This is a genomic window from Longimicrobium sp. (assembly GCF_036399255.1).
Classification (GTDB): domain Bacteria; phylum Gemmatimonadota; class Gemmatimonadetes; order Longimicrobiales; family Longimicrobiaceae; genus Longimicrobium.
Genome location: NZ_DASWNM010000173.1, coordinates 19,534 through 38,377, shown reverse-complemented (window position 1 = coordinate 38,377; position 18,844 = coordinate 19,534). Strand labels below are relative to the sequence as shown.

The 18,844-nt window shown below is 73.8% G+C and carries 15 protein-coding genes; 1 reads left to right on the top strand and 14 read right to left on the bottom strand.

All coding sequences use genetic code 11. The annotated features are described in order from the left end of the window. Positions 1–173 precede the first annotated feature (173 nt). From VGC13_RS32585 to VGC13_RS32520, 14 genes are all read right to left on the bottom strand, one after another. On the bottom strand, positions 174–1,160 hold the full coding sequence (locus VGC13_RS32585) for an NAD-dependent epimerase/dehydratase family protein (protein ID WP_331129541.1): 987 nt from the start codon (positions 1,158–1,160) through the stop codon (positions 174–176). 40 nt (positions 1,161–1,200) lie between these two features. Further along, positions 1,201–2,334 (bottom strand): NAD(P)/FAD-dependent oxidoreductase, encoded by a 1,134-nt coding sequence (locus VGC13_RS32580; protein ID WP_331129540.1) that lies wholly within the window; start codon positions 2,332–2,334, stop codon positions 1,201–1,203. A 5-nt stretch (positions 2,335–2,339) separates the two neighbouring features. Next, entirely contained in the window at positions 2,340–2,957 is a 618-nt protein-coding gene (locus VGC13_RS32575) for an acyltransferase (protein ID WP_331129539.1), read from the bottom strand. Next, positions 2,954–3,991, bottom strand: coding sequence for a Gfo/Idh/MocA family oxidoreductase (locus VGC13_RS32570; protein WP_331129538.1), 1,038 nt, complete (start codon positions 3,989–3,991; stop codon positions 2,954–2,956). Before VGC13_RS32570 ends, VGC13_RS32575 begins: the two co-directional genes overlap by 4 nt. Further along, positions 3,988–5,112: a DegT/DnrJ/EryC1/StrS family aminotransferase gene (locus VGC13_RS32565; RefSeq protein ID WP_331129537.1), complete on the bottom strand. Its 1,125-nt coding sequence runs from the start codon at positions 5,110–5,112 to the stop codon at positions 3,988–3,990. The genes VGC13_RS32570 and VGC13_RS32565 overlap by 4 nt, the downstream gene beginning before the upstream one ends. Positions 5,113–5,427: 315 nt before the next feature. Beyond that, the gene (locus tag VGC13_RS32560) at positions 5,428–6,804 is read right to left on the bottom strand and encodes a nucleotide sugar dehydrogenase (RefSeq protein ID WP_331129536.1); all 1,377 of its coding nucleotides are present in this window, start codon (positions 6,802–6,804) and stop codon (positions 5,428–5,430) included. Positions 6,805–6,904: 100 nt separating this feature from the next. Continuing rightward, entirely contained in the window at positions 6,905–8,809 is a 1,905-nt protein-coding gene (locus VGC13_RS32555; RefSeq protein ID WP_331129535.1) for a nucleoside-diphosphate sugar epimerase/dehydratase, read from the bottom strand. Positions 8,810–9,444: 635 nt separating this feature from the next. Continuing rightward, positions 9,445–11,139 carry a capsule assembly Wzi family protein gene (locus VGC13_RS32550; protein WP_331129534.1) on the bottom strand — a complete coding sequence of 565 codons (1,695 nt, stop codon included), beginning with the start codon at positions 11,137–11,139 and terminating at the stop codon, positions 9,445–9,447. Beyond that, positions 11,136–11,741 (bottom strand): polysaccharide biosynthesis/export family protein, encoded by a 606-nt coding sequence (locus VGC13_RS32545; protein WP_331129533.1) that lies wholly within the window; start codon positions 11,739–11,741, stop codon positions 11,136–11,138. The genes VGC13_RS32550 and VGC13_RS32545 overlap by 4 nt, the downstream gene beginning before the upstream one ends. A 40-nt stretch (positions 11,742–11,781) precedes the next feature. Continuing rightward, positions 11,782–12,672, bottom strand: coding sequence for a dTDP-4-dehydrorhamnose reductase (gene rfbD, locus VGC13_RS32540; RefSeq protein ID WP_331129532.1), 891 nt, complete (start codon positions 12,670–12,672; stop codon positions 11,782–11,784). Then, entirely contained in the window at positions 12,669–13,232 is a 564-nt protein-coding gene (rfbC, locus tag VGC13_RS32535; RefSeq protein ID WP_331129531.1) for a dTDP-4-dehydrorhamnose 3,5-epimerase, read from the bottom strand. The genes rfbD and rfbC overlap by 4 nt, the downstream gene beginning before the upstream one ends. Then, complete coding sequence (rfbA, locus tag VGC13_RS32530; RefSeq protein WP_331129530.1) at positions 13,229–14,107, bottom strand: glucose-1-phosphate thymidylyltransferase RfbA; 879 nt, start codon at positions 14,105–14,107, stop codon at positions 13,229–13,231. Before rfbA ends, rfbC begins: the two co-directional genes overlap by 4 nt. Continuing rightward, positions 14,104–15,111, bottom strand: coding sequence for a dTDP-glucose 4,6-dehydratase (gene rfbB, locus VGC13_RS32525; RefSeq protein ID WP_414683027.1), 1,008 nt, complete (start codon positions 15,109–15,111; stop codon positions 14,104–14,106). Before rfbB ends, rfbA begins: the two co-directional genes overlap by 4 nt. 120 nt (positions 15,112–15,231) lie before the next feature. After that, positions 15,232–16,923 carry a capsule assembly Wzi family protein gene (locus VGC13_RS32520; RefSeq protein ID WP_331129528.1) on the bottom strand — a complete coding sequence of 564 codons (1,692 nt, stop codon included), beginning with the start codon at positions 16,921–16,923 and terminating at the stop codon, positions 15,232–15,234. A gap of 151 nt (positions 16,924–17,074) precedes the next feature. Here VGC13_RS32520 and VGC13_RS32515 point away from each other — a divergent pair, with 151 nt between their 5' ends. Further along, on the top strand, positions 17,075–18,688 hold the full coding sequence (locus VGC13_RS32515) for a capsule assembly Wzi family protein (protein ID WP_331129527.1): 1,614 nt from the start codon (positions 17,075–17,077) through the stop codon (positions 18,686–18,688). Positions 18,689–18,844 lie beyond the last annotated feature (156 nt).

Sequence of the window (18,844 nt, the reverse complement as noted above, 5' to 3'; positions counted from 1 at the left end):
CCGGGATGCGGGCCCCGCGCCCGCATCCGCGTCCTCCCTCGTCCGAGATCGAAAGAGGAGCGGTTCGATTCCGAAAACGTCCGCGTGGGCGGAGAGATCCCCGCCCACGCGGGGCACTGCCGTGCGCCGGGAGACCGATCCCCCGGCCCTGCCCCGTCGTTGACGCGTGGACTCTAGCTGTCCGCCCGCCGCGCGTCCACCGCCGCGATGTCGCCGCGGCGCCAGTCGATCAGGCTCTTGAGCCCCTCGTCCAGGTCCACCGTCCAGCGGAAGCCCAGATCGCGCTCGGCCGCTTCCGTGGTGCCGATGCGGTTGGTGACGAAGGTCTGCCCCGCCGGCTCGTACTGGATCTGCGCGTCGCTCCCCGACAGGCGGATGAGCGACTCCGAGATCTCGCGGATGGAGGTGCCGATGCCGCGCCCCACGTTGTAGCACTCGCCGCTCACGTCCGACTGGAGCGCCGCCACGTTGGCCCGCGCCACGTCGGTCACGTGCACGAAGTCGTACTGCTGCGACCCGTCGCCGTACACCATGGGGGGAAGCCCCTGGTCCAGGCGGTCCAGGATCTTCATCATCACCGCGATGTAGGCGCCCTTGTAGTCCTGCCGGGGGCCGTACACGTTCATGTACCGCAGGCCGGCCCACGACAGCCCGTAGCGCGCGCCCAGGCTCTTGAACATGTGCTCGCCCGAGATCTTGGTGGCGCCGTAGAAGGTGAAGTTGTTGTACGGGTGGTCCTCGCCCATGGGCAGGTGCACCGCGTCGCCGTACACCGAGGCCGAAGACGAGAACACCACCCGCTGCACCTTGTTGGCGATGGCCGCCTCGATCACGTTGTACGTGCCGCGGACGTTCACGTCGAACGCCGCGCGGGGGTACTCGTGGCACTGCAGCAGCCAGAGCGCCGCCAGGTGCACCACGCCGTCCATCCCCTCCATGGCGGCGCTCAGGATGTCGCTGTGCAGGATGTCGCCGCCGTGGGGCGAGATGCTGACGCGCGGGTCCCGCAGCGCCTCGCGCAGGTTGTCGCGCCGCCCCCGGAAGAAGTTGTCGTAGACCACCACCTCGGCCACGTCCGTCTTCAGCAGCTCGTCCACCACGTGGCTGCCGATGAACCCCGCACCGCCGATCACCAGGATACGCTTGCCGGACAGATCCATCCTTCGCCTCGATTCGTAGAGAAAAGGCCGCGTGCGCGCGTCAGCCGTCCGCCAGGGCCGCCACGCGCTCCGCGATCGCCAGGGCACAGGTAAGACCGGGGCTTTCGATCCCGATCAGGTTGATCCACCCGGGTGCGCCCCGGGCGTCCTCGCGGGCCAGGTAAAAGTCCCGGAACCCGTCCACCGCCTCCACCTGCGGACGCAGCCCGCTGTAGGCCGGCGACAGGTCGTCCTCCACCAGGCCGGGAAGAAAGCGCAGCGCCGCCTCGTAGAAGGCCCGGCGCCGCCCCTCGTCCACCCGGTAGTCCTCCACCGCCTCGGGAAGCCGCTCCACGTCAGGGCCCAGCCGCTGCCCGCCGGCCAGGTCCAGCGTAAGGTGCGTTCCCAGCCCCCGCAGGTCCGGGTGCGGGCAGGGGTAGATGAGCCGCCGCGCGCGCACGGCCGACCCCGGCCGCACCGAGAAGTAGTTCCCCTTGACCCACTCCTGCGTGGGGAGGGCGCCGTTGGCGTCCGGCAGCGCCAGGCGGGCCACGCGGTCGGCGTACAGCCCCGCCGCGTTCACCACCAGCCCCGCCTCCACCTCGTCCTCGGCCCCCGCGGCGTCGCGCACCGTCACCGTCCACCCGTCGGCCGAGCGCGCCACGCCGGCCACCTCGGTCCCGAAGGCGAAGTCGGCGCCCGCCTCCTGCGCGTCGCCGGCCAGCGCGTGCATCAGCGCGTGCGCGTCGACGATCCCCGTGCTGGGCGACTCCAGCGCCGCCACCGCGCGAACCCCCGGCTCCGCCGCGCGCACCTCGGCCGCGCTCAGCCAGCGCAGGTCGTGCACCCCGTTGGCGGCCGCCCGCGCGGCGATCTTCTCCAGCTCGGGAAGCTCGGCCTCCTCCGTGGCCACGATCAGCTTTCCGCAGCGGTCGTGGGGAACGCCGCGGGCCGCCAGGTAGGCGTACAGCCGGTCGCGCCCCTCCACGCACAGCTGGGCCTTCAGCGAGCCCGGCTGGTAGTAGATGCCGGCGTGCACCACCTCCGAGTTGCGGCTGCTGGTGCCGCGGCCGTAGGTGGGCTCGCGCTCCACCAGCACCGTCCACCAGCCGCGCCGCGCCAGCTCGGCCGCGCACGCCAGGCCGACGACGCCGCCGCCCACCACCAGCGCGGGAAGGCCGCCGGGCGCGGGCAACGTGCCTACTCCCCCGCGGGGGCGCCGGCCGGGCGCAGCTCGTCGGGCCCGGCCAGCAGGTAGCGGTCGCCGCACCCGCCGCACGCCGTGGTCCCGTCCGCGCCGGGATCGGCCAGCCGCTCGCCGCACTGGCACATCCACCCCATGCGCCGCGCCGGCACGCCCGCCATCAGCGCGTACGCCGGCACGTTGCGGGTCACCACCGCGCCCGCCGCCACGAAGGCGTAGGGGCCCAGGTCGTGCCCGCACACGATGGTCGCGTTGGCGCCGATCGAGGCGCCCCGCCCCACCCGCGTGGCGCGGTACTCGTGCTTGCGGGAGACGTGGCTGCGCGGGTTCACCACGTTGGTGAACACCATCGAGGGCCCCAGGAAGACGTCGTCGTCGCACTCGACGCCCTCGTACACGCTCACGTTGTTCTGCACCTTCACGTTGTTGCCCAGCCGGGTGCCGGGCATCACCACCACGTTCTGCCCCACCGAGCAACGCTCGCCGATCACCGCGCCGCCCATCACGTGGCAAAAGTGCCACACCTTCGTCCCCGCGCCGATCTCCGCGCCGTCGTCCACGTACGCCGACTCGTGCAGGTGCCAGCCGCCGGGCATCTCGCGCATCTGGCTCATGCGGGCGCTCCCGCGTACGCCAGGCGGCCGGCGGCCAGGGCCTCCTGCGCGCGCTCCAGCACCCGCACCACCCGCAGGCCGTCGCGGCCGTCGCTGCGCGGCGGGTTCCCGGTCACCACCGCGCGCAGGAACTCGGCGCACTCGATGGCCAGCGGCTCGTGCCCGCCGATGCGCGGGCTGACGATGTCGCCGTCGCGCGGCGCGAACAGCACCGGCTCGGGAAGCCCGGCGGGGGCGGGCGCCGGGGCGCGGCGGTCCAGTCCCTTGTCGAACACGCGCACCTTTTCGCGCGGGTCCATGTCGTTGAACACCACCATCTTGCGCGAGCCCACCACCGTCAGGCGGCGCTCCTTGTGCGGGTCCAGCCAGCTCACGTGCACGTGGGCGATGCGGCCCGAGGGAAAGCGCAGGGTGACGAACACCACGTCCTCGATGTCGGACTGCAGGAACGCCTGCCCGCTGGCCGTCACCTCTTCGGGCTCCTCGTCCATCAGGTACAGCAGGATGCTGATGTCGTGCGGCGCCAGGCTCCACAGCGCGTTCTCGTCGCTGCGCAGCTTGCCCAGGTTCAGCCGCTGCGAGTAGGCGTAGTACACGTCGCCCAGCTCGCCGCTGGTGATCATCTCCTTGATGTGCTCCACCGCCGGGTGGTACTCCAGCAGGTGGCCCACCATCAAAATGCGCCCGCCCTCGTCGGCCGCCCGCACCATCCGCTCGGCGTCGGCGACCGACAGCGCCAGCGGCTTCTCGACGAAGACGTGCTTCCCCGCCTCCAGCGCCTGCACCGCCATGTCGGCGTGCGCGGGGGCCGGCGTCGCCAGCACCACCGCCTGCACCTCGGGGTCCGCCAGCACCGATTCGTACGAGTCGGTCACCCGCGCGCCGGGGTACTGCGCCGCCACCTTCGCGCGCACCGCGGGCGACAGGTCGCACGCCACCCGCAGGTCCGAGAGCGAGGCGAAGTTGCGGAGCAGGTTGGCGCCCCAGTAGCCGCACCCCACCATGGCGGTGCGCACGTCGCGAAACTCGCTCATGCGCAGAACTCCTCGATGGCGGCGGCCACCTGCTCGCGCTCGTCCGCGGTGAGCTCGGGGTAGATGGGGATGGAGATGACCTCGCGGCACGCCTGCTCGCTCACCGGGAAGTCGCCCTCGGCGTACCCCAGGTAGGCAAAGCAGGGCTGCTGGTGCATGGCCAGCGGGTAGTACACCGCCGCGCCGATCCCCAGCCCCGCCAGGTGGTCCTTGAGCCCGTCGCGGTTCTGCACCCGCAGCGTGTACTGGTTGAAGATGCTCTCGTTCCCCGGGAGCACCACGGGGCGCGTCAGCTTCCCCGCCGCCTCCAGCGGGGCGAAGCGCGCGTCGTACCAGGCCGCGTTCCGGCGGCGCGCCTCGCTCCACCCGTTCAGGTGGGGAAGCTTGGCCAGCAGCACGGCCGCCTGCAGGGCGTCCAGCCGCGAGTTGGTGCCCACCTCTTCGTGGTGGTACATCTTGAGCCCGCCGTGCACCCGCAGCCGCTTCAGCCGCGCCGCGAACTCGTCGTCGCGCGCCACGATCATCCCGCCGTCGCCAAAGCCGCCCAGGTTCTTGCTGGGAAAGAAGGAGAACGCGCAGGCGTCGCCCAGCGTGCCGGTGGTGATCCACTCGCCGTCCACCTGCTGCCGCGCGCCGATCGCCTGGGCCGCGTCCTCGAGCAGGAACACCCCGTGGCGGTCGGCGATCTCGCGCAGCCGCGCCATGTCGGCCATCTGCCCGAACAGGTGCACGGGGACGATGGCCCGCGTCCGCGGGGTGATCGCCGCCTCCACCTTCTCCGGGTCGACGTTGAAGGTGCCCGGGTCGATGTCGGCGAACACCGCGCGCCCGCCGGCGTTGTGGATGGCGCCCGCCGTGGCGAAGAAGGTGAAGGGCGGGGCGACCACCTCGTCGCCCGGCTGCAGGTCCAGCGCCTTGAGGGGGAGGAGCAGCGCGTCGGTTCCCGAGGCCACGCCGATGGCGTGCGGCACCCCCAGGTGCGCGGCCACGGCCTCCTCGAGCTCCTGCACGGGCTTGCCCATGATGAAGGCCTGGTTCTCGATCACCCCGTCGAGACGGACGCGGATGTCGTCGCGAAGCGTCTGGTACTGCCGCCCGAGGTCCAGCAAAGGCACCGGCATCGTCTGCGTTCGTTCAAGGGTACGGTTGTGCCGGGCGGCGGGTCCGGCGCCCGCGGACCCGCCGCGCGCACCTCCCAGCCCGCCGGGCGGTCGTCCGCCGGCCGGGACGCTCCCGGCCGGTCCGTCATCATCGGCTCCCGGAGGCGCGAAGCGCCGCGGGGCCGGGCGTGCCCGGAAAACGCCGGGGGCCGGCCCCGGGCTGGGTCCATCTCGCCCGCTGCCGGCCCACGCCGTCCAGGCCGTTCCGCAAAGCAGAAAGTCCGCCGGGGCGGCGCCAGCGCGCCCCGGACGGTGCGAGGGGGGGGTGTGCCCCCCTCAGCCCACCAGGCGCAGCCGCGGCGGCTCGGGGCGGCGGCGCGACAGCCCCACCACGTGCTCCTCGGGGCCGCGCATCACGCCGCGGGTGTCCACCACCAGCCGGGCCTTGGCGGCCACGGCGGCGTAGTCCACCTCGCTGTGGTCCGTCACCACCACCACCACGTCGGCGGCGTCCAGCTCGGCGTCGCTCAATTCCACGCTGTGCATGGGAAGCCCGCGCACCGGGGTGTGCGGGTCGTCCTGGATCACGGGGCAGAACGGGTCGTGGTAGCGCACCTCGGCCCCCTTGTCCTGCAGCAGCCGGATCACCTCGAGCGCCGGGCTTTCGCGCAGGTCGTCGATGTCGCGCTTGTACGCCACGCCCAGCACCAGCACGGTGCTGCCGTTGATGGCCTTGCGGGCGTTGTTCAGCGAGTCGGCCACCTTGCGCACCACGAAGCCCGGCATCTCGCCGTTGATCTCGCTGGCCAGCTCGATCATCCGGGTCTTGTAGCTCAGCGTCCGCATCTTCCAGCTCAGGTAGTGCGGATCCAGCGGAATGCAGTGCCCCCCCAGCCCCGGGCCGGGGGTGAACTTCATGAAGCCGAAGGGCTTGGTGGCGGCGGCCTCGATGACCCCCCACACGTCCACGCCCAGCACGTCGCACGCCTGCGCCAGCTCGTTGGCCAGGGCGATGTTCACCATGCGGAAGGTGTTCTCGTACACCTTCACCAGCTCGGCCGCCTCGGCGCTCTCGACCGGCACGATGGTGTCGAACACGCGCGAGTACAGCGCCACCCCCGCCTCGCTGCACGCCGGCGTCACCCCGCCCAGCACCTTGGGGGTGTTGCGGGTGTGCCACTTGGGGTTCCCCGGGTCCACGCGCTCGGGGCTGAAGCAGACGAAGAAGTCGTCGCCCGCCCGCAGCTCCGACTCTTCCAGGATGGGAAGGAGGACGTCGCGGGTGGTCCCCGGGTAGGTGGTGGACTCCAGGATCACCAGCTGCCCCGGCCGCAGCGCGAAGTGCACCGCGTGCGCCGCGGCGATCACGTACGACAGGTCCGGGTCCTTGGTCTTGTTGAGCGGCGTGGGAACGCAGATGGAGATGGCGTCGCACTCGGCCAGCCGGGGAAGCTCGGTGGTGGCCTCGACCAGCCCGCCCTCCACGAACGACGCCAGCACCTCGGCCGGCACGTCCAGCACGTGGCTGCGCCCGGCGTTGATGCCGGCCACCACCGCGTCCGACACGTCGAACCCGATGACCCGGTACCCGCTGCGGGCCAGCTCCACGGCCAGGGGAAGGCCCACGTAGCCCAGGCCGATCACACCCACCACGGCGCGCTTGTCGCCGATCTTCGCCAGCAGTGCTTCCCGCGGAGTTGCTTGCTCGTTCATTGCTGCGTCCAGCGCCTGCTCGTGTGGGCGCGGCGCCGGGGCGCCGCAGGAAAAGAGGGGGCATCCGTCCCGGCGCGCCGGGTGTGCAGGCTGCGCCCGGTCAATCTCCGTCGGCGGCCAGCACCCGGGGCTGGCGCAGCGGGGGCACGCACTCGGGCACCATCTCGCGGATGGCGGCCAGGATGTCGTCGACGCTTCCCAGCGCCGTGGCGGCGGCCAGCCGGTCCAGCCCCGCCGTCAGCAGGTGCGACTCGGGCTCGGCCGTCTGCACGATGCGGATCTTCTCCACCTGCGTGGGGACGGTGGCCTCGCGCTCCGACATCAGCTCCTCGTGCAGCTTTTCGCCCGGCCGCAGCCCCGTGAAGACGATGGGGACGTCGGTGTAGGGCTCCAGCCCGCTCAGCCGGATCAGGTTCTCGGCCAGCTCCACGATGCGCACCGGCTCGCCCATCTCCAGCATGCTGATGCGCCCGCCCGCCTCTTCCAGCGCCGAGGCCTGCAGCACCAGCTGCACCGCCTCGGGAATGGTCATGAAGTAGCGGGTGACCTCGGGGTGCGTGACGGTGATGGGCTGCCCCGCCGCCATCTGCTTCTTGAACACGGGGATCACGCTGCCGTCCGAGCCCAGCACGTTGCCGAAGCGCACGGCGCGAAAGTCCGTCCGGGTTTCGCGCAGCGCCGGCCAGCGCAGCACGATCTGCTCGGCCAGGCGCTTGGTGGCGCCCATCACGCTGCTGGGGTACACCGCCTTGTCGGTGCTGATGAGCACGAACTTGCCGGCGCCGTAGCGGCCGGCGGCCTGCGCCACGCACAGCGTGCCCAGCACGTTGTTGCGCACCGCCTCGACCGCGTTGTCCTCCATCAGCGGCACGTGCTTGTACGCCGCCGCGTGGAACACGAAGTCGGGGCGGTGCCGCGCGAACACGCTTTCCATGCGCCCGGCGTCGGTCACGTCGGCCACCACGGGCGTCACCTCCAGCTCCGGGTGCGCCGCGCGCAGCTCCAGGTGCGTGAAGTACAGCGGGCTCTCGGCCTGGTCCAGCAGGATGAGCCGGCGGGGTCCGCAGCGCGCCACCTGCCGCGCCAGCTCGCTGCCGATGGAGCCGGCGCCCCCCGTCACCAGCACGGTGCGGCCGTACAGGTCGTCGCGGGCCGCGTCCATGTCCAGCTCGATGGCGTCGCGCCCCAGCAGGTCCTCGATCTGCACCTTGCGCAGCTCGCCCAGCCGGGCGCGCCCCTCCATCAGCTCGCGCAGCGAGGGGACGATCTTGAACTCCACCCCGGTGCGCAGGCACGCCTCCACGATGCCGCGCATCTCGGGGCGCGCGGCCGAGGGAATGGCGATCACCAGCAGCTCGGCGTTGCACTTGGCCACCAGCGTGCGCAGGTCGGCCGTGGTGCCCAGCACCGGCACCCCGTGCAGCCGCATCCCCTTCTTCTCGGGGTCGTCGTCCACCATGGCGATGGGCCAGATGCGCCCCTCGCCGTCGCGGCGCACCTCGCGCAGCAGCCGCTCGGCCGCGTTCCCCGCGCCGATGATGAGCGCGCGGCGCCCCGGGCGCTGCCGCCAGGGCAGCAGCCGCTCCTCGCGAAAGGCGCGCACCACGAAGCGAATGCCGCCAAACAGCACCAGCGCGGTGATCCAGTCCAGCACCAGCACCGACCGGGGAAGCCGCGACCCGCCGGCGGTGTGCATTCCCCCGAACATGAACAGGGCCACCACCAGCAGCAGCGAGCTCAGGGTGGTGGCGCGGAACAGGTCCACCAGGTCGCGCATCCCCACGTGGCGCCACCAGCCGCGGAACAGGCCGAACACGGCGAAGCACGCCAGGCGCAGCGCCACCACGAAGGGAAGCGTGCGCCAGAAGAGCTGCGTGTACTCGGGGGGCACGCGGAAGTCGAACCGCAGCGCATAGGCCGCGTAGTAGCCCAGCGGAAGCAGCAGCAGGTGAAGCGCCAGAACCACCGGCCGCCGCAGGCGGACGAAGAAAGGAGGAAGCGTCAATGAGTGCAGTCCGTAAAATCGCCTGAATCGACCGGTCGCTGTCCAGCCGGAGGGCGGGTGCCGCGGGGAGATCGCGCGTTCCGCGCCTGCATGGATCGTGCCGCGTGTGCACTTTTCCCTTGGCAGGTCGAGCTCTCCCCGCACGCAGCCGCTTTCGCCAGCCGGGGCGCGCGCACCCGGCGGCCGCCAACCCACGGCGGCCAAACGGCTTCTCCACCGCGGAGCCCCGGGAGTGCGGCCACTTCTCCCCACCCGCTGGGTCAGCCGCGCCCCATCCCACCCGCAGAAGCAGACGCCTTGTGAGCGCAAACGTCCGGCGCGGGAAACGGGAAAGACGGGAGCCACCCCGTTCCACGCCCTCCGACACCCGGCTGGCGGTTGACCAGACGTGGGACCAACTTACGTAGCAGCCTGACGACCGTCCACCCCCATGCGTCACGTCCCCCTGCCCGCGCCCCCCTTCACCCGGCGGCGGACGCGGCAGTGGCGCGGGAAGCGGAACGGGAACCGCAGGCGCGGGCGGGCGGTCTCCGCGCGCGGGCCGCCCCCGGCGCGGAGGATGGAGGGACGGGGCCGGGATGAAAACGGCGCGGGGCGATCCGGCCGCGGGCGTGCGAGTGGAGGGCGGGCGCGCGTCAGCGCGCGGCGCCCGGGGTCCACGTGGCGCCCACCTCCAGCGAAAGGTTGAACAGGTCGCGGCCGCCGCGCCCCAGGTACCAGGCACCCGACGCCTGCGCCGCCAGCTCCAGCGGCCCGGCGAACCGCAGCACCCCGGCCTCCAGCGCGTGCACGGAAAAGGCGGGGAGGGGCGTGTCGGCCGCCGTCCTGCGGCGGCTCCACGCCAGCGTGGTGCGCCCCTCGCGCCCGTAGCGCTCCCAGGCCAGCCGCGAGCCCGCCCCCGCGTAGACGGCGGGCGAGCCCAGCACCTGGCCCCGGTGGGTGTGCCCCTGCACGGCCACCGTGTGGATGTAGAACGGGTTCTGCCCCCGCACCTGGTCCAGGTGCGTTTCCTGGGCGTTCACCACCTCGCCCCGCAGCACGTGCAGCGCGCGGTCCCCGCGCCCCCACACCCGCCGAAAGCCCAGCAGAAAGGCGGACGCGTGGTCGGGCTCCACCAGCAGGTCGCGCACGTCGTAGCTGTGGTCCTCGCGGGCGTACTCGCCGTACAGCTCGAAGCCGGAGCGCGGAAACACCCAGCGCGCGAAGACGGAGGCGAGCTGGTTGTCGGGGTCGCTGCCGTTGCCGTCGGTGTCGTCGTCGGGGTTCTCGTCCAGCGCGATCTTGAGGATGGACTGGAAGGGGCGCAGCCAGTCGCCCAGGGGGGGAACGCCGCCGTCCCACCCCATGTGGAAGAAGCGGGTGCCGCCCACCTCCAGCCCCGGCGCCGCGGCCGGGGTGAACACCGCGGCCGCCCCCGCGGCGAAGCGGCGGCGGGGGGCGTTGCCGGTGATCGCCCACGGCGACTGCTCCAGCGCCCCCCACAGCAGCCGCCCGTGCACCCGGCCCACGCCCACGTTCACGGGCCGCGAGGTGCCGGCGAAAAGGTGGGCGAACCCGGCGGCGTGGTTGCCCAGGACCAGCGGAAAGTCCACGGCCGGCCCCCAGAACTGGTTGGCGGTGCTCACCCCCGCCGCCACCCCCCCCAGGTCCACGCGAAGCGTGCTCTGCCCCGGGTCCAGCCGCGCGTACCGCCCCGTGCCAAAGCGCTGCGGCGCGTCGATGCGCCTGGGCTCGCGCGGGTCCGCGAGCGCCGAATCCCCGCCCGCGCCGTTGGGGAGCAGCGCGAAGCCCGCGTTCTGCGCCACGAACGCCACCGGGTACAGGGTCAGCGAAACCGGCCCGGCGCGGAGCGACGCCCCGAACTCGGCCGACGCCGTCACCCCGCGCCCGGCCCACACGGCCCCGTCGCTGGCGTCCTCGGGAAGGGCGCTGTTGTACACCAGCCGCACGTGGGCCGGCAGCAGGGCCGCGCCCCGGCCCTCGCCCGCCAGGAGGGGGCGCCCCGCCCAGGGGTGCGCCCGGTCGGCCGGCAGCAGCCGCTCCACCTCGCGCGGCCCCAGCGCACGCAGCGACCAGGGGTGCAGGGGAACGGCGCCCGCCACCTGCAGCGCGCGCAGGTACCGCTCCGTCTCGCCGTTCACGAACACGCCGGCATCCGCCGCCCCGGCCTGGGCGGCGCAGGGAACGGGCGCGGCGAGGAGCGCCGCCCCGGCCGCGCAGAGCAGGGCACGGCGGGCGGCGCGGGGAAGGCCGGCGGCTCCGGGGCCCCGCGGTCCGGCCGGGACCGGCGCGCGCGCCGCGGCGGCGGCTCCCGCCCCCCGGCGGGTCACGGGCGGGTGAGCAGGCTGACGATGATCCCCGTGGCGGAAAGGAGCACGCTCACCAGCAGCGTCCCGTTGCGCTCCAGCCAGTTGCGGGTGCCCACGAAGATCTGGTCGCCGGACCGGATGTCGGCCGCCGAGAGCGCCGTCTCCGGCGACACCCGCTGGCTGTAGACGTGGCCGTCGCGCACCAGCCGAATGCGGCGCAGGTCGCCCGCCGGCGTGGCGCCCCCCGCCGTGGCCACCGCCCCCGCCACGCTCACGGTGGCGTCCACCGTGTACAGCCCCGGCTTGGCCACCTCGCCCAGCACCTGCACCCGCCGCAGCGGGGTGACGGTGATGGCGGGGTTGCGCAGGTACACGCGGTACGCGTCCTGGAGCTGCGCCTGCAGGCTGTCCAGCGGAATGCCGACCACGTGCCGCGTTCCCAGGAGCGGAAAGGTGGCGTTGCCGTCGAGCCCCACCGGGAACTCTCCGCTCAGCTCCTCCTCGCGCCAGATGGCCACCCGCACCACGTCGCCCGCCAGCAGGCCGGACTGCGCCGCGGCGGGCGCCGCCAGCGCGGAAACGAGCAGGACGGCGAACACCGCGCGAACGATCCACGACTTCATGACGTACGTCTCTGTGAGCAGGTTGGGCGTGCGGCCGCCTTCAGGGGGCCAGGCACAGGGCCAGCTGCTCCCGCCACTCCGGGAGCGCCACCCCGAACGCCCGCGCGGCGCGCGTGCCGTCCAGCACCGAGTAGCGCGGCCGGCGGGCGGGGGTGGGAAACTGGGACGTGGGGATGGCGACCACCGCCCGGCAGCGCTGCTCGGCCCGGGCCGGGTCCGCCTCCAGGAGGGCGCGCGCAAAGCCGTGCCAGGTGGTCTGGCCCCCCGCCGAAAGGTGGTGCACGCCCCAGTGCTCGGGCGGCACCTCGAAGCGGCCCCCGCGCAGGGCGCCGCCCAGCACGGCCGCCACCCCCTGCGCCAGCATCCGGCTCCAGGTGGGGGCCCCGTGCTGGTCGTCCACCACGCGCAGCTCCTCGCGCTCGCGCGCCAGGCGCAGCATGGTCCGCATGAAGTTGGCCCCCCGCGCGCCGTACACCCAGCTGGTCCGGAACACCAGGTGCGGCCCGCCGGCGGCGGCGACCCCCGCCTCGCCGGCCAGCTTGGTGCGCCCGTACACGCTCAGCGGGTTCACCGGCGCGTCCTCGGCGTACGGGGCGTCCGCCTCGCCGTCGAAGACGTAGTCGGTGGAGATCTGCACCATCAGCGCCCCCAGCCGCGCGGCCTCGCGGGCCAGGACGGCGGGCGCGGCCGCGTTCACCGCCTCCGCCCGCTCCGGCTCCGACTCGGCCCGGTCCACCGCGGTGTACGCCGCCGCGTTCACGATGGCCGCGGGCGCCAGCGTCCGCACCGCGTCGCGCAGCGCATCCGCCGACCCCAGGTCCAGCTCGCCGCTGCCGGGCGCCGCCACCCGGGCGATGGGGGCCAGGGTGCGCGCCAGCTCCCACCCCACCTGGCCCGTGGCGCCGGTGAGCAGAACGAGGGGACGCGTCACCGCGGCCCCGCGTACCGGGGAAGGCGCTCCGGCGGGATGTCGCGCAGGAACGGCGCCGCGGCGTCCTTGTCCGCCACCAGCGACGGCTGGACGGGCCACCCCACCGCCACGTCCGGATCGTCCCAGCGCACCGTGAGCTCGGCCTCGGGGTGGTACACGTCGGTGCACTTGTACGAGAACACCGCCTCGTCCGAGGTCACCACGAAGCCGTGGGCGTAGCCGGCGGGAATCCACAGCTGCCGCGCGTTCTGCGCCGAGAGCGTGTAGCCCACCCACTGCCCGAAGGTGGGCGAGCCGGCGCGCACGTCCACCGCCACGTCCCACACCTCGCCCAGGAGGACGGACACCAGCTTGCCCTGCCCGTGCGGCTGCTGAAAGTGCAGCCCCCGCAGCACCCCGCGGCGGGAGAACGAGGCGTTGTCCTGCGCGAAGTCCCCGTCGATCCCCAGCGCCGCGTACCGGTCGCGCCGCCAGGTTTCCAGGAAGTGGCCGCGGTCGTCGGCGAACACCCGCGGCGACAGCAGCAGCACCCCGGGAAGCGCGGTTGCTTCGACGTTCATCGCGCGGCCCGCCCCTTCACCAGCTCCAGCAGGTACTGGCCGTAGCCGCTCTTGGCCAGCGGCTGGGCCAGGCGCAGCACCTGCTCCTCGTCGATGAACCCGGCGTACAGGGCGATCTCCTCGGGGCAGCACACCTTGAGCCCCTGCCGCTTCTCGATGGTTTCCACGAAGTGGCTGGCCTCCTGCAGCGACTCGTGCGTCCCCGTGTCCAGCCAGGCCATCCCCCGCCCCATCAGCTCCATCCGCAGCTGGCCCCGGCGCAGGTACTCCAGGTTCACGTCGGTGATCTCGAGCTCGCCGCGGGGCGACGGGCGCAGCCCGCGGGCGATCTCGACCACCTGGTTGTCGTAGAAGTACAGCCCCGTCACCGCCCACGGCGAGCGGGGCGCCACGGGCTTTTCCTCCAGCCCCACCACCCGCCCCGCCGCGTCGATCTCGGCCACGCCGTAGCGCTCGGGATCGCGCACGTGGTAGCCGAAGATGGTGGCGCCCGTGGTGCGCGCGGCGGCGGCCTGCAGCTGCTCGGTAAGGCCGTGGCCGTAGAAGATGTTGTCGCCCAGGATCAGCGACACGGACGACGACCCCACGAAGTCCGCGCCGATGGTGAAGGCCTGGGCCAGCCCCTCGGGCGCCGGCTGCTCGGCGTAGGTGAACGACATCCCCCACTGCGCGCCGTCGCCCAGCAGCTCGGCGAAGCGCGGCAGGTCGTGCGGGGTGCTGATCACCAGCACGTCGCGGATCCCCGCCAGCATCAGCGTGCCCAGCGGGTAGTAGATCATGGGCTTGTCGAACACCGGGAGCAGCTGCTTGCTCACCGCGCGGGTGATGGGGTACAGCCGCGTGCCGCTCCCCCCCGCCAGGATGATCCCCTTCATCCGCCCACCCCCGTCCCCAGCCGCTCCATGCGGTACTCGCCGCTGAGGACGCGCCGGCACCACTCCGGGTTCTCCAGGTACCACGCCACCGTGCGCCGCAGCCCCGTCTCGAACGACTCGCGCGGGCGCCATCCCAGCTCGCCGCGGATCTTCGAGAAGTCGATGGCGTAGCGCAGGTCGTGCCCCGGCCGGTCCTCCACGAAGCGGACCAGCCCCTCGCGCGGCCCGATCGCGGGGTCGGGCGCCAGCTCGTCCACCACCGCGCAGACGGTGCGCACCACCTCCAGGTTGCGCCGCTCCGCCCCGCCGCCGATCGCGTACGTCTCGCCCACCCGCCCCCGCTCCAGCACGGTGAGCAGGGCGTCGGCGTGGTCGTCCACGAACAGCCAGTCGCGCACGTTCTCGCCGCGCCCGTACACCGGCAGCGGCTCGCCCCGCAGCGCCCGCAGCACCATCAGCGGGATCAGCTTTTCGGGAAACTGGTACGGCCCGTAGTTGTTGGAGCAGTTGGTGGTGAGCGTGGGAAGCCCGTAGGTGTGGTGCCACGCCCGCACCAGGTGGTCGGACCCGGCCTTGCTGGCCGAGTACGGCGAGTTGGGCGCGTACGGCGTGTCCTCGCGAAAGGCACCCTCCTCCCCCAGCGACCCGAACACCTCGTCGGTGGAAACGTGCAGGAAGCGGAACGCCTCCCGCTCGCCGGCGGGAAGCGCGCTCCAGTACCGGCGCGCCTCCTCCAGCAGCGTGTACGTCCCCACCACGTTGGTCTGGACGAAGGCGCCGGGGCTGTCGATGCTGCGGTCCACGTGCGACTCGGCGGCCAGGTGCAGCACGGCCGAGGGCCGGTGCGCGTCGAACACCGCCCGCAGCGCCGGCCCGTCGCAGATGTCCACCACCTCCAGCGCGTGCAGGGGGTTCCCCTCCAGCGAGGCCAGCGAGTCCGGGTTTCCCGCGTAGGTCAGCTTGTCGACGTTGACGACCCGCGTCCCGCGCTCCCCCGCCAGCATCCGCACCACCGCCGAGCCGATGAAGCCGGCCCCGCCCGTCACCAGAACAGTCAAACCGTGTCTCTCTCGTTGCGCTGGCGCGGCCGGGCCGGCCGCGCGGTTCATGGCTGCCGCGCGCGGTCAGATGCCGCGGGTCAGGGCGAGCACCAAGTTAAGGTTGAACGCATCCTCCGTAAAGTTGCGGTTCAGCTCGTACGCGCCCGTCACCCGCGCCCCCACGTCGTAGGCGCCCAGGAACAGGAACCGCTCCAGGCTCAGGGCGTGGGTCACGGCGGGGTCCGAATGCGTCGGCAGCAGGTCGCCGCCCACGTCCCGGTGCAGGCGGCTCCACTCCACCGCCCAGCGCCCCCGCGCGCCGTAGGCCTCGAGGGCCACCACGGAGCCGGCCCCCGCGAAGGCGGCGGGCGAGCCCAGCAGCTGCCCCCGGTGCGTGTGGCCCTGCCGCACCCCGGAGTGCACGTAGAAGGCGGGCTGCTCGCGCACCTGGGCCAGGTGCGTGGGCCGGGCGTTCAGGAACTCGGCCCGCAGCGAGACCAGCGACGGCCCTTCCCGCCGCCACACCTTGCGCCCGCCCAGCACGAAGGCGCTGGCGTGGTCGGGCTCCAGCACCAGGTCGCGCAGGGTGGCGCTGTGGTCGTCGCGGGCGAACTCGCCCCACAGCTCCACCCGCTCGCGCGGATGGACCCAGCGAAAGAACACCGAGGCGAGCTGGTTGCCGTTGCCCCGCGGGTCCTGGTCCAGCCGGGCCTTGAACAGGCCCTCCACCGGCTTCAGCAGGTCGCGGGCACCGGGAGCCCCCCCGTCCCAGGGCAGGTGGAAGAGGCGCACGCCCCCCACCTCCAGCCCGGGGATGCCGCGGGGAAGAAAGGCGGCCACCACCCCCACGAACAGGCGCCGCCCCCCGGCCGAATCGGGCACCCACGCCGACTCGCCGGGGAGCCCCCACACCATGCGGCCGTGGACGCGGCCCACCCCCACGCCGGCCGGCGCCGCGGTGCCCACGAACACGTGGGGCATGCCGCCGGCGTTGTTCCCCAGCAGCAGCGGGTGGTCCGACGCCGGGCCCCACTGCTGGTCGGCGGTCGAGACCCCGGCCTGCACCCCCAGCGCCTGCACCCGCAGGGTGCTCTGCCCCGGGTCCACCCGGATGTACGCCCCGCGCCCGAACCGCTGCGGCAGGTCGATGATGCGCGGGTAGCGCGGGTCGGCGAGGGGTCCCGCGTCGGGGGCCACCCCCATCAGCTCGAACCCGGCGTTCTGCGCCACGAAGGCCATGGGGGCCACCGTCAGCGACACCGGGCCCCACTCGGCCGCGAAGCCCCCCTCCACCGCCGCGGTGACCCCGCGGCCGGCCCACACCGCCCCGTCGTTGCCCCCGAAGGGAAACGCGGAGTTGTAGATGAGCCGCGCCCGCGGGCGCACCGGGTGCACGCGCGGGCCGCGCCGCGCGGCGCCCGCGCTGTCGGCGCGCCCCGCGTCCATCCGGTAGCGGCCGGCCCAGGGGTGCCGCGCCGAGTCGGCCGGGAGCACCCGGTCCACCTCGCGCGGCGACAGGCCGCGCAGCGACCACGGGTACAGCGGCGCGTCGCCGCTCACCTGCAGCAGGCGCAGGTAGCGCTCCACCTCGCTTCCCACGAAGACCTCGCCGCGCACGTCCACCGGCTGGGCGGCCGCGGGGCGGGGCGCCAGCAGCAACAGCAGCAGCGCCGCGCACCCGGCCATCGGCCGGGCGCGCAGACGTCCACGCCCCTCCCGCGCGGGCGGGGGAGGGGCGGCGGAGGCGGAGGGAACGGCGGTACGGACCGGTCGCACGGCGCAGCTGCGGATGGGGGCGGGGAGCGCGGCGACGGGCACGCCGCGCGTCCGGAGGGCGCCTCCCGTGGACGCGCCAGGCCGCCAATATTATACTGGTGCCGCGCGGCCTGTCCAGCCCGCGCGCCCGTCCCACGCTTTTCTGCCGACCATGCACCCGTCCGCGCGGCGCCTGTCCCTGCTCCTCCCGCTCTTCGTCGCGGCGGCGCTGCCGCACGCCCCCCTGCGCGCCCAGTCCGCCCCGGCGAACACCCTGCCGGCGTGGAGCCACGTGGTGACCCCGGGGGGGTGGGCCGAGGACCGGCTGCGGCTTTCGCAGCTCGCGGGGCGGGCGCCCACGGCGGGGTTCCTGCTGCGCACCGCCTCGGCCCTGGCCCCGGCCCCGCCGGCCGGGCCCCTGGTCCTGCTCCTTCCCGAAGCGCGCCTGGTGCACAACTCCAACCTCCCGTTTTCGCTGAACCAGGGGGGGATGCACGCCGGCCGGGGGGCCAACCTGCTCGTTTCGGCCGGGGTGCGGGCCCACGCGGGGCCCGTGTCGGTCACGCTGTTTCCCCGCTTCATCCGCGAAGGGAACCGCGAGTTCCAGACGCTGGTGTACGCCGGCGACGAGGCGCGCAGCCCCTTTGCCTCGCCCTGGCACTGGGGGATCGAGTCGGCCGACCTCCCCCTGCGCTTCGGACGGCGCAGCCGCATCCGGGCGGGGCTGGGCGAGAGCGCCGTGACCGTCACGGCGGGGGCGGTGCGCGCGGGCGCCAGCACCGAAAGCCAGTGGTGGGGGCCGGGGGTGCGCAACGCGCTGGTGCTGAGCAGCAACGCGGGCGGCTTTCCGCACCTGTTCCTGGCCACGTCGCGCCCGCTGCGCACCCGCGCGGGGACGGTGGAGGCGCGGTGGATCCTGGGGCGGCTGTCGCAGTCCGCCTACTTCGACACCCTGACCAACCGCCCGCGGGCCCTTTCGGGGGTGGTGGCCACGCTGCAGCCGGCGTTCGACCCCGGCCTGACCCTGGGATTCGCCCGCACCGTCTACGGCCCCGCCGGCGGGGCCGGCCGGGCGTTCGACGCGTTCCGCGGCGTGGGCCACCCCAACGTGACCGCCGCCGGCGACACGGCCCGGGCGCCCGGAGAAGGGCGCGACCAGGTCGCCTCCGTCTTCTTTCGCTGGGTGTTCCCCGCCAGCGGGCTCGAAGCGTACGGCGAGTGGGCGCGGACGGACCTGCCCTCGTCGCTGCGCGACCTGCTGGAGCAGCCCGACCGCTCGCAGGGGTACACGGTGGGCGCGCAGTGGGCCGCCCCCGCCGGCGCCGGGCTGGTGCGCGTGCAGGCCGAGGCCACCACGCTGGAGCAGACGCCCCGCGCGGGGAAGCGCGTAGCCTCGTTCTACACCAGCCGCGCCGTGCCCCAGGGGTACACGCACCGGGGACAGGTGCTGGGCGCGGCGATCGGGCCGGGGGGGTCGGGGCAGTGGCTGGCGGCCGACTACGTGCGCCCCGGATGGCGGGCCGGGGCGCTGGCGGGGCGCATTCGCTGGGAGAACGACGCCATGTACCGCCTGGCCCCGCAGCCCAGCCCCAACGCGCACGACGTTTCGGTCTTTGCCGGCGCCCGGGGGGCGTACCGGGTGGGCCCCTTCGACCTGGCCGCCGAGCTGGTGGTCGGCCGCCGGGCCAACTACCTGTTCCAGAACGTGGCCACCGGCACCGAGCGCCGCACGGTCGACGTCCCCAACCGCACGCTCACCCTCACCCTGTCCCCCGCCCCCCGCTGACGGCCGGGGAGGCCGGCCGCGCCGCCGGCAGCCGTCGCCGCGGGTCCCCGGGAGGGATTTCCGCCCCCTCCCGGGTTGCCCTATCACGTTGTGACTGTTAGATTTCCGATCCACTGCCGCCCGGCGGGCCAGACGGCCGCCGGGTCGGTGAACGTC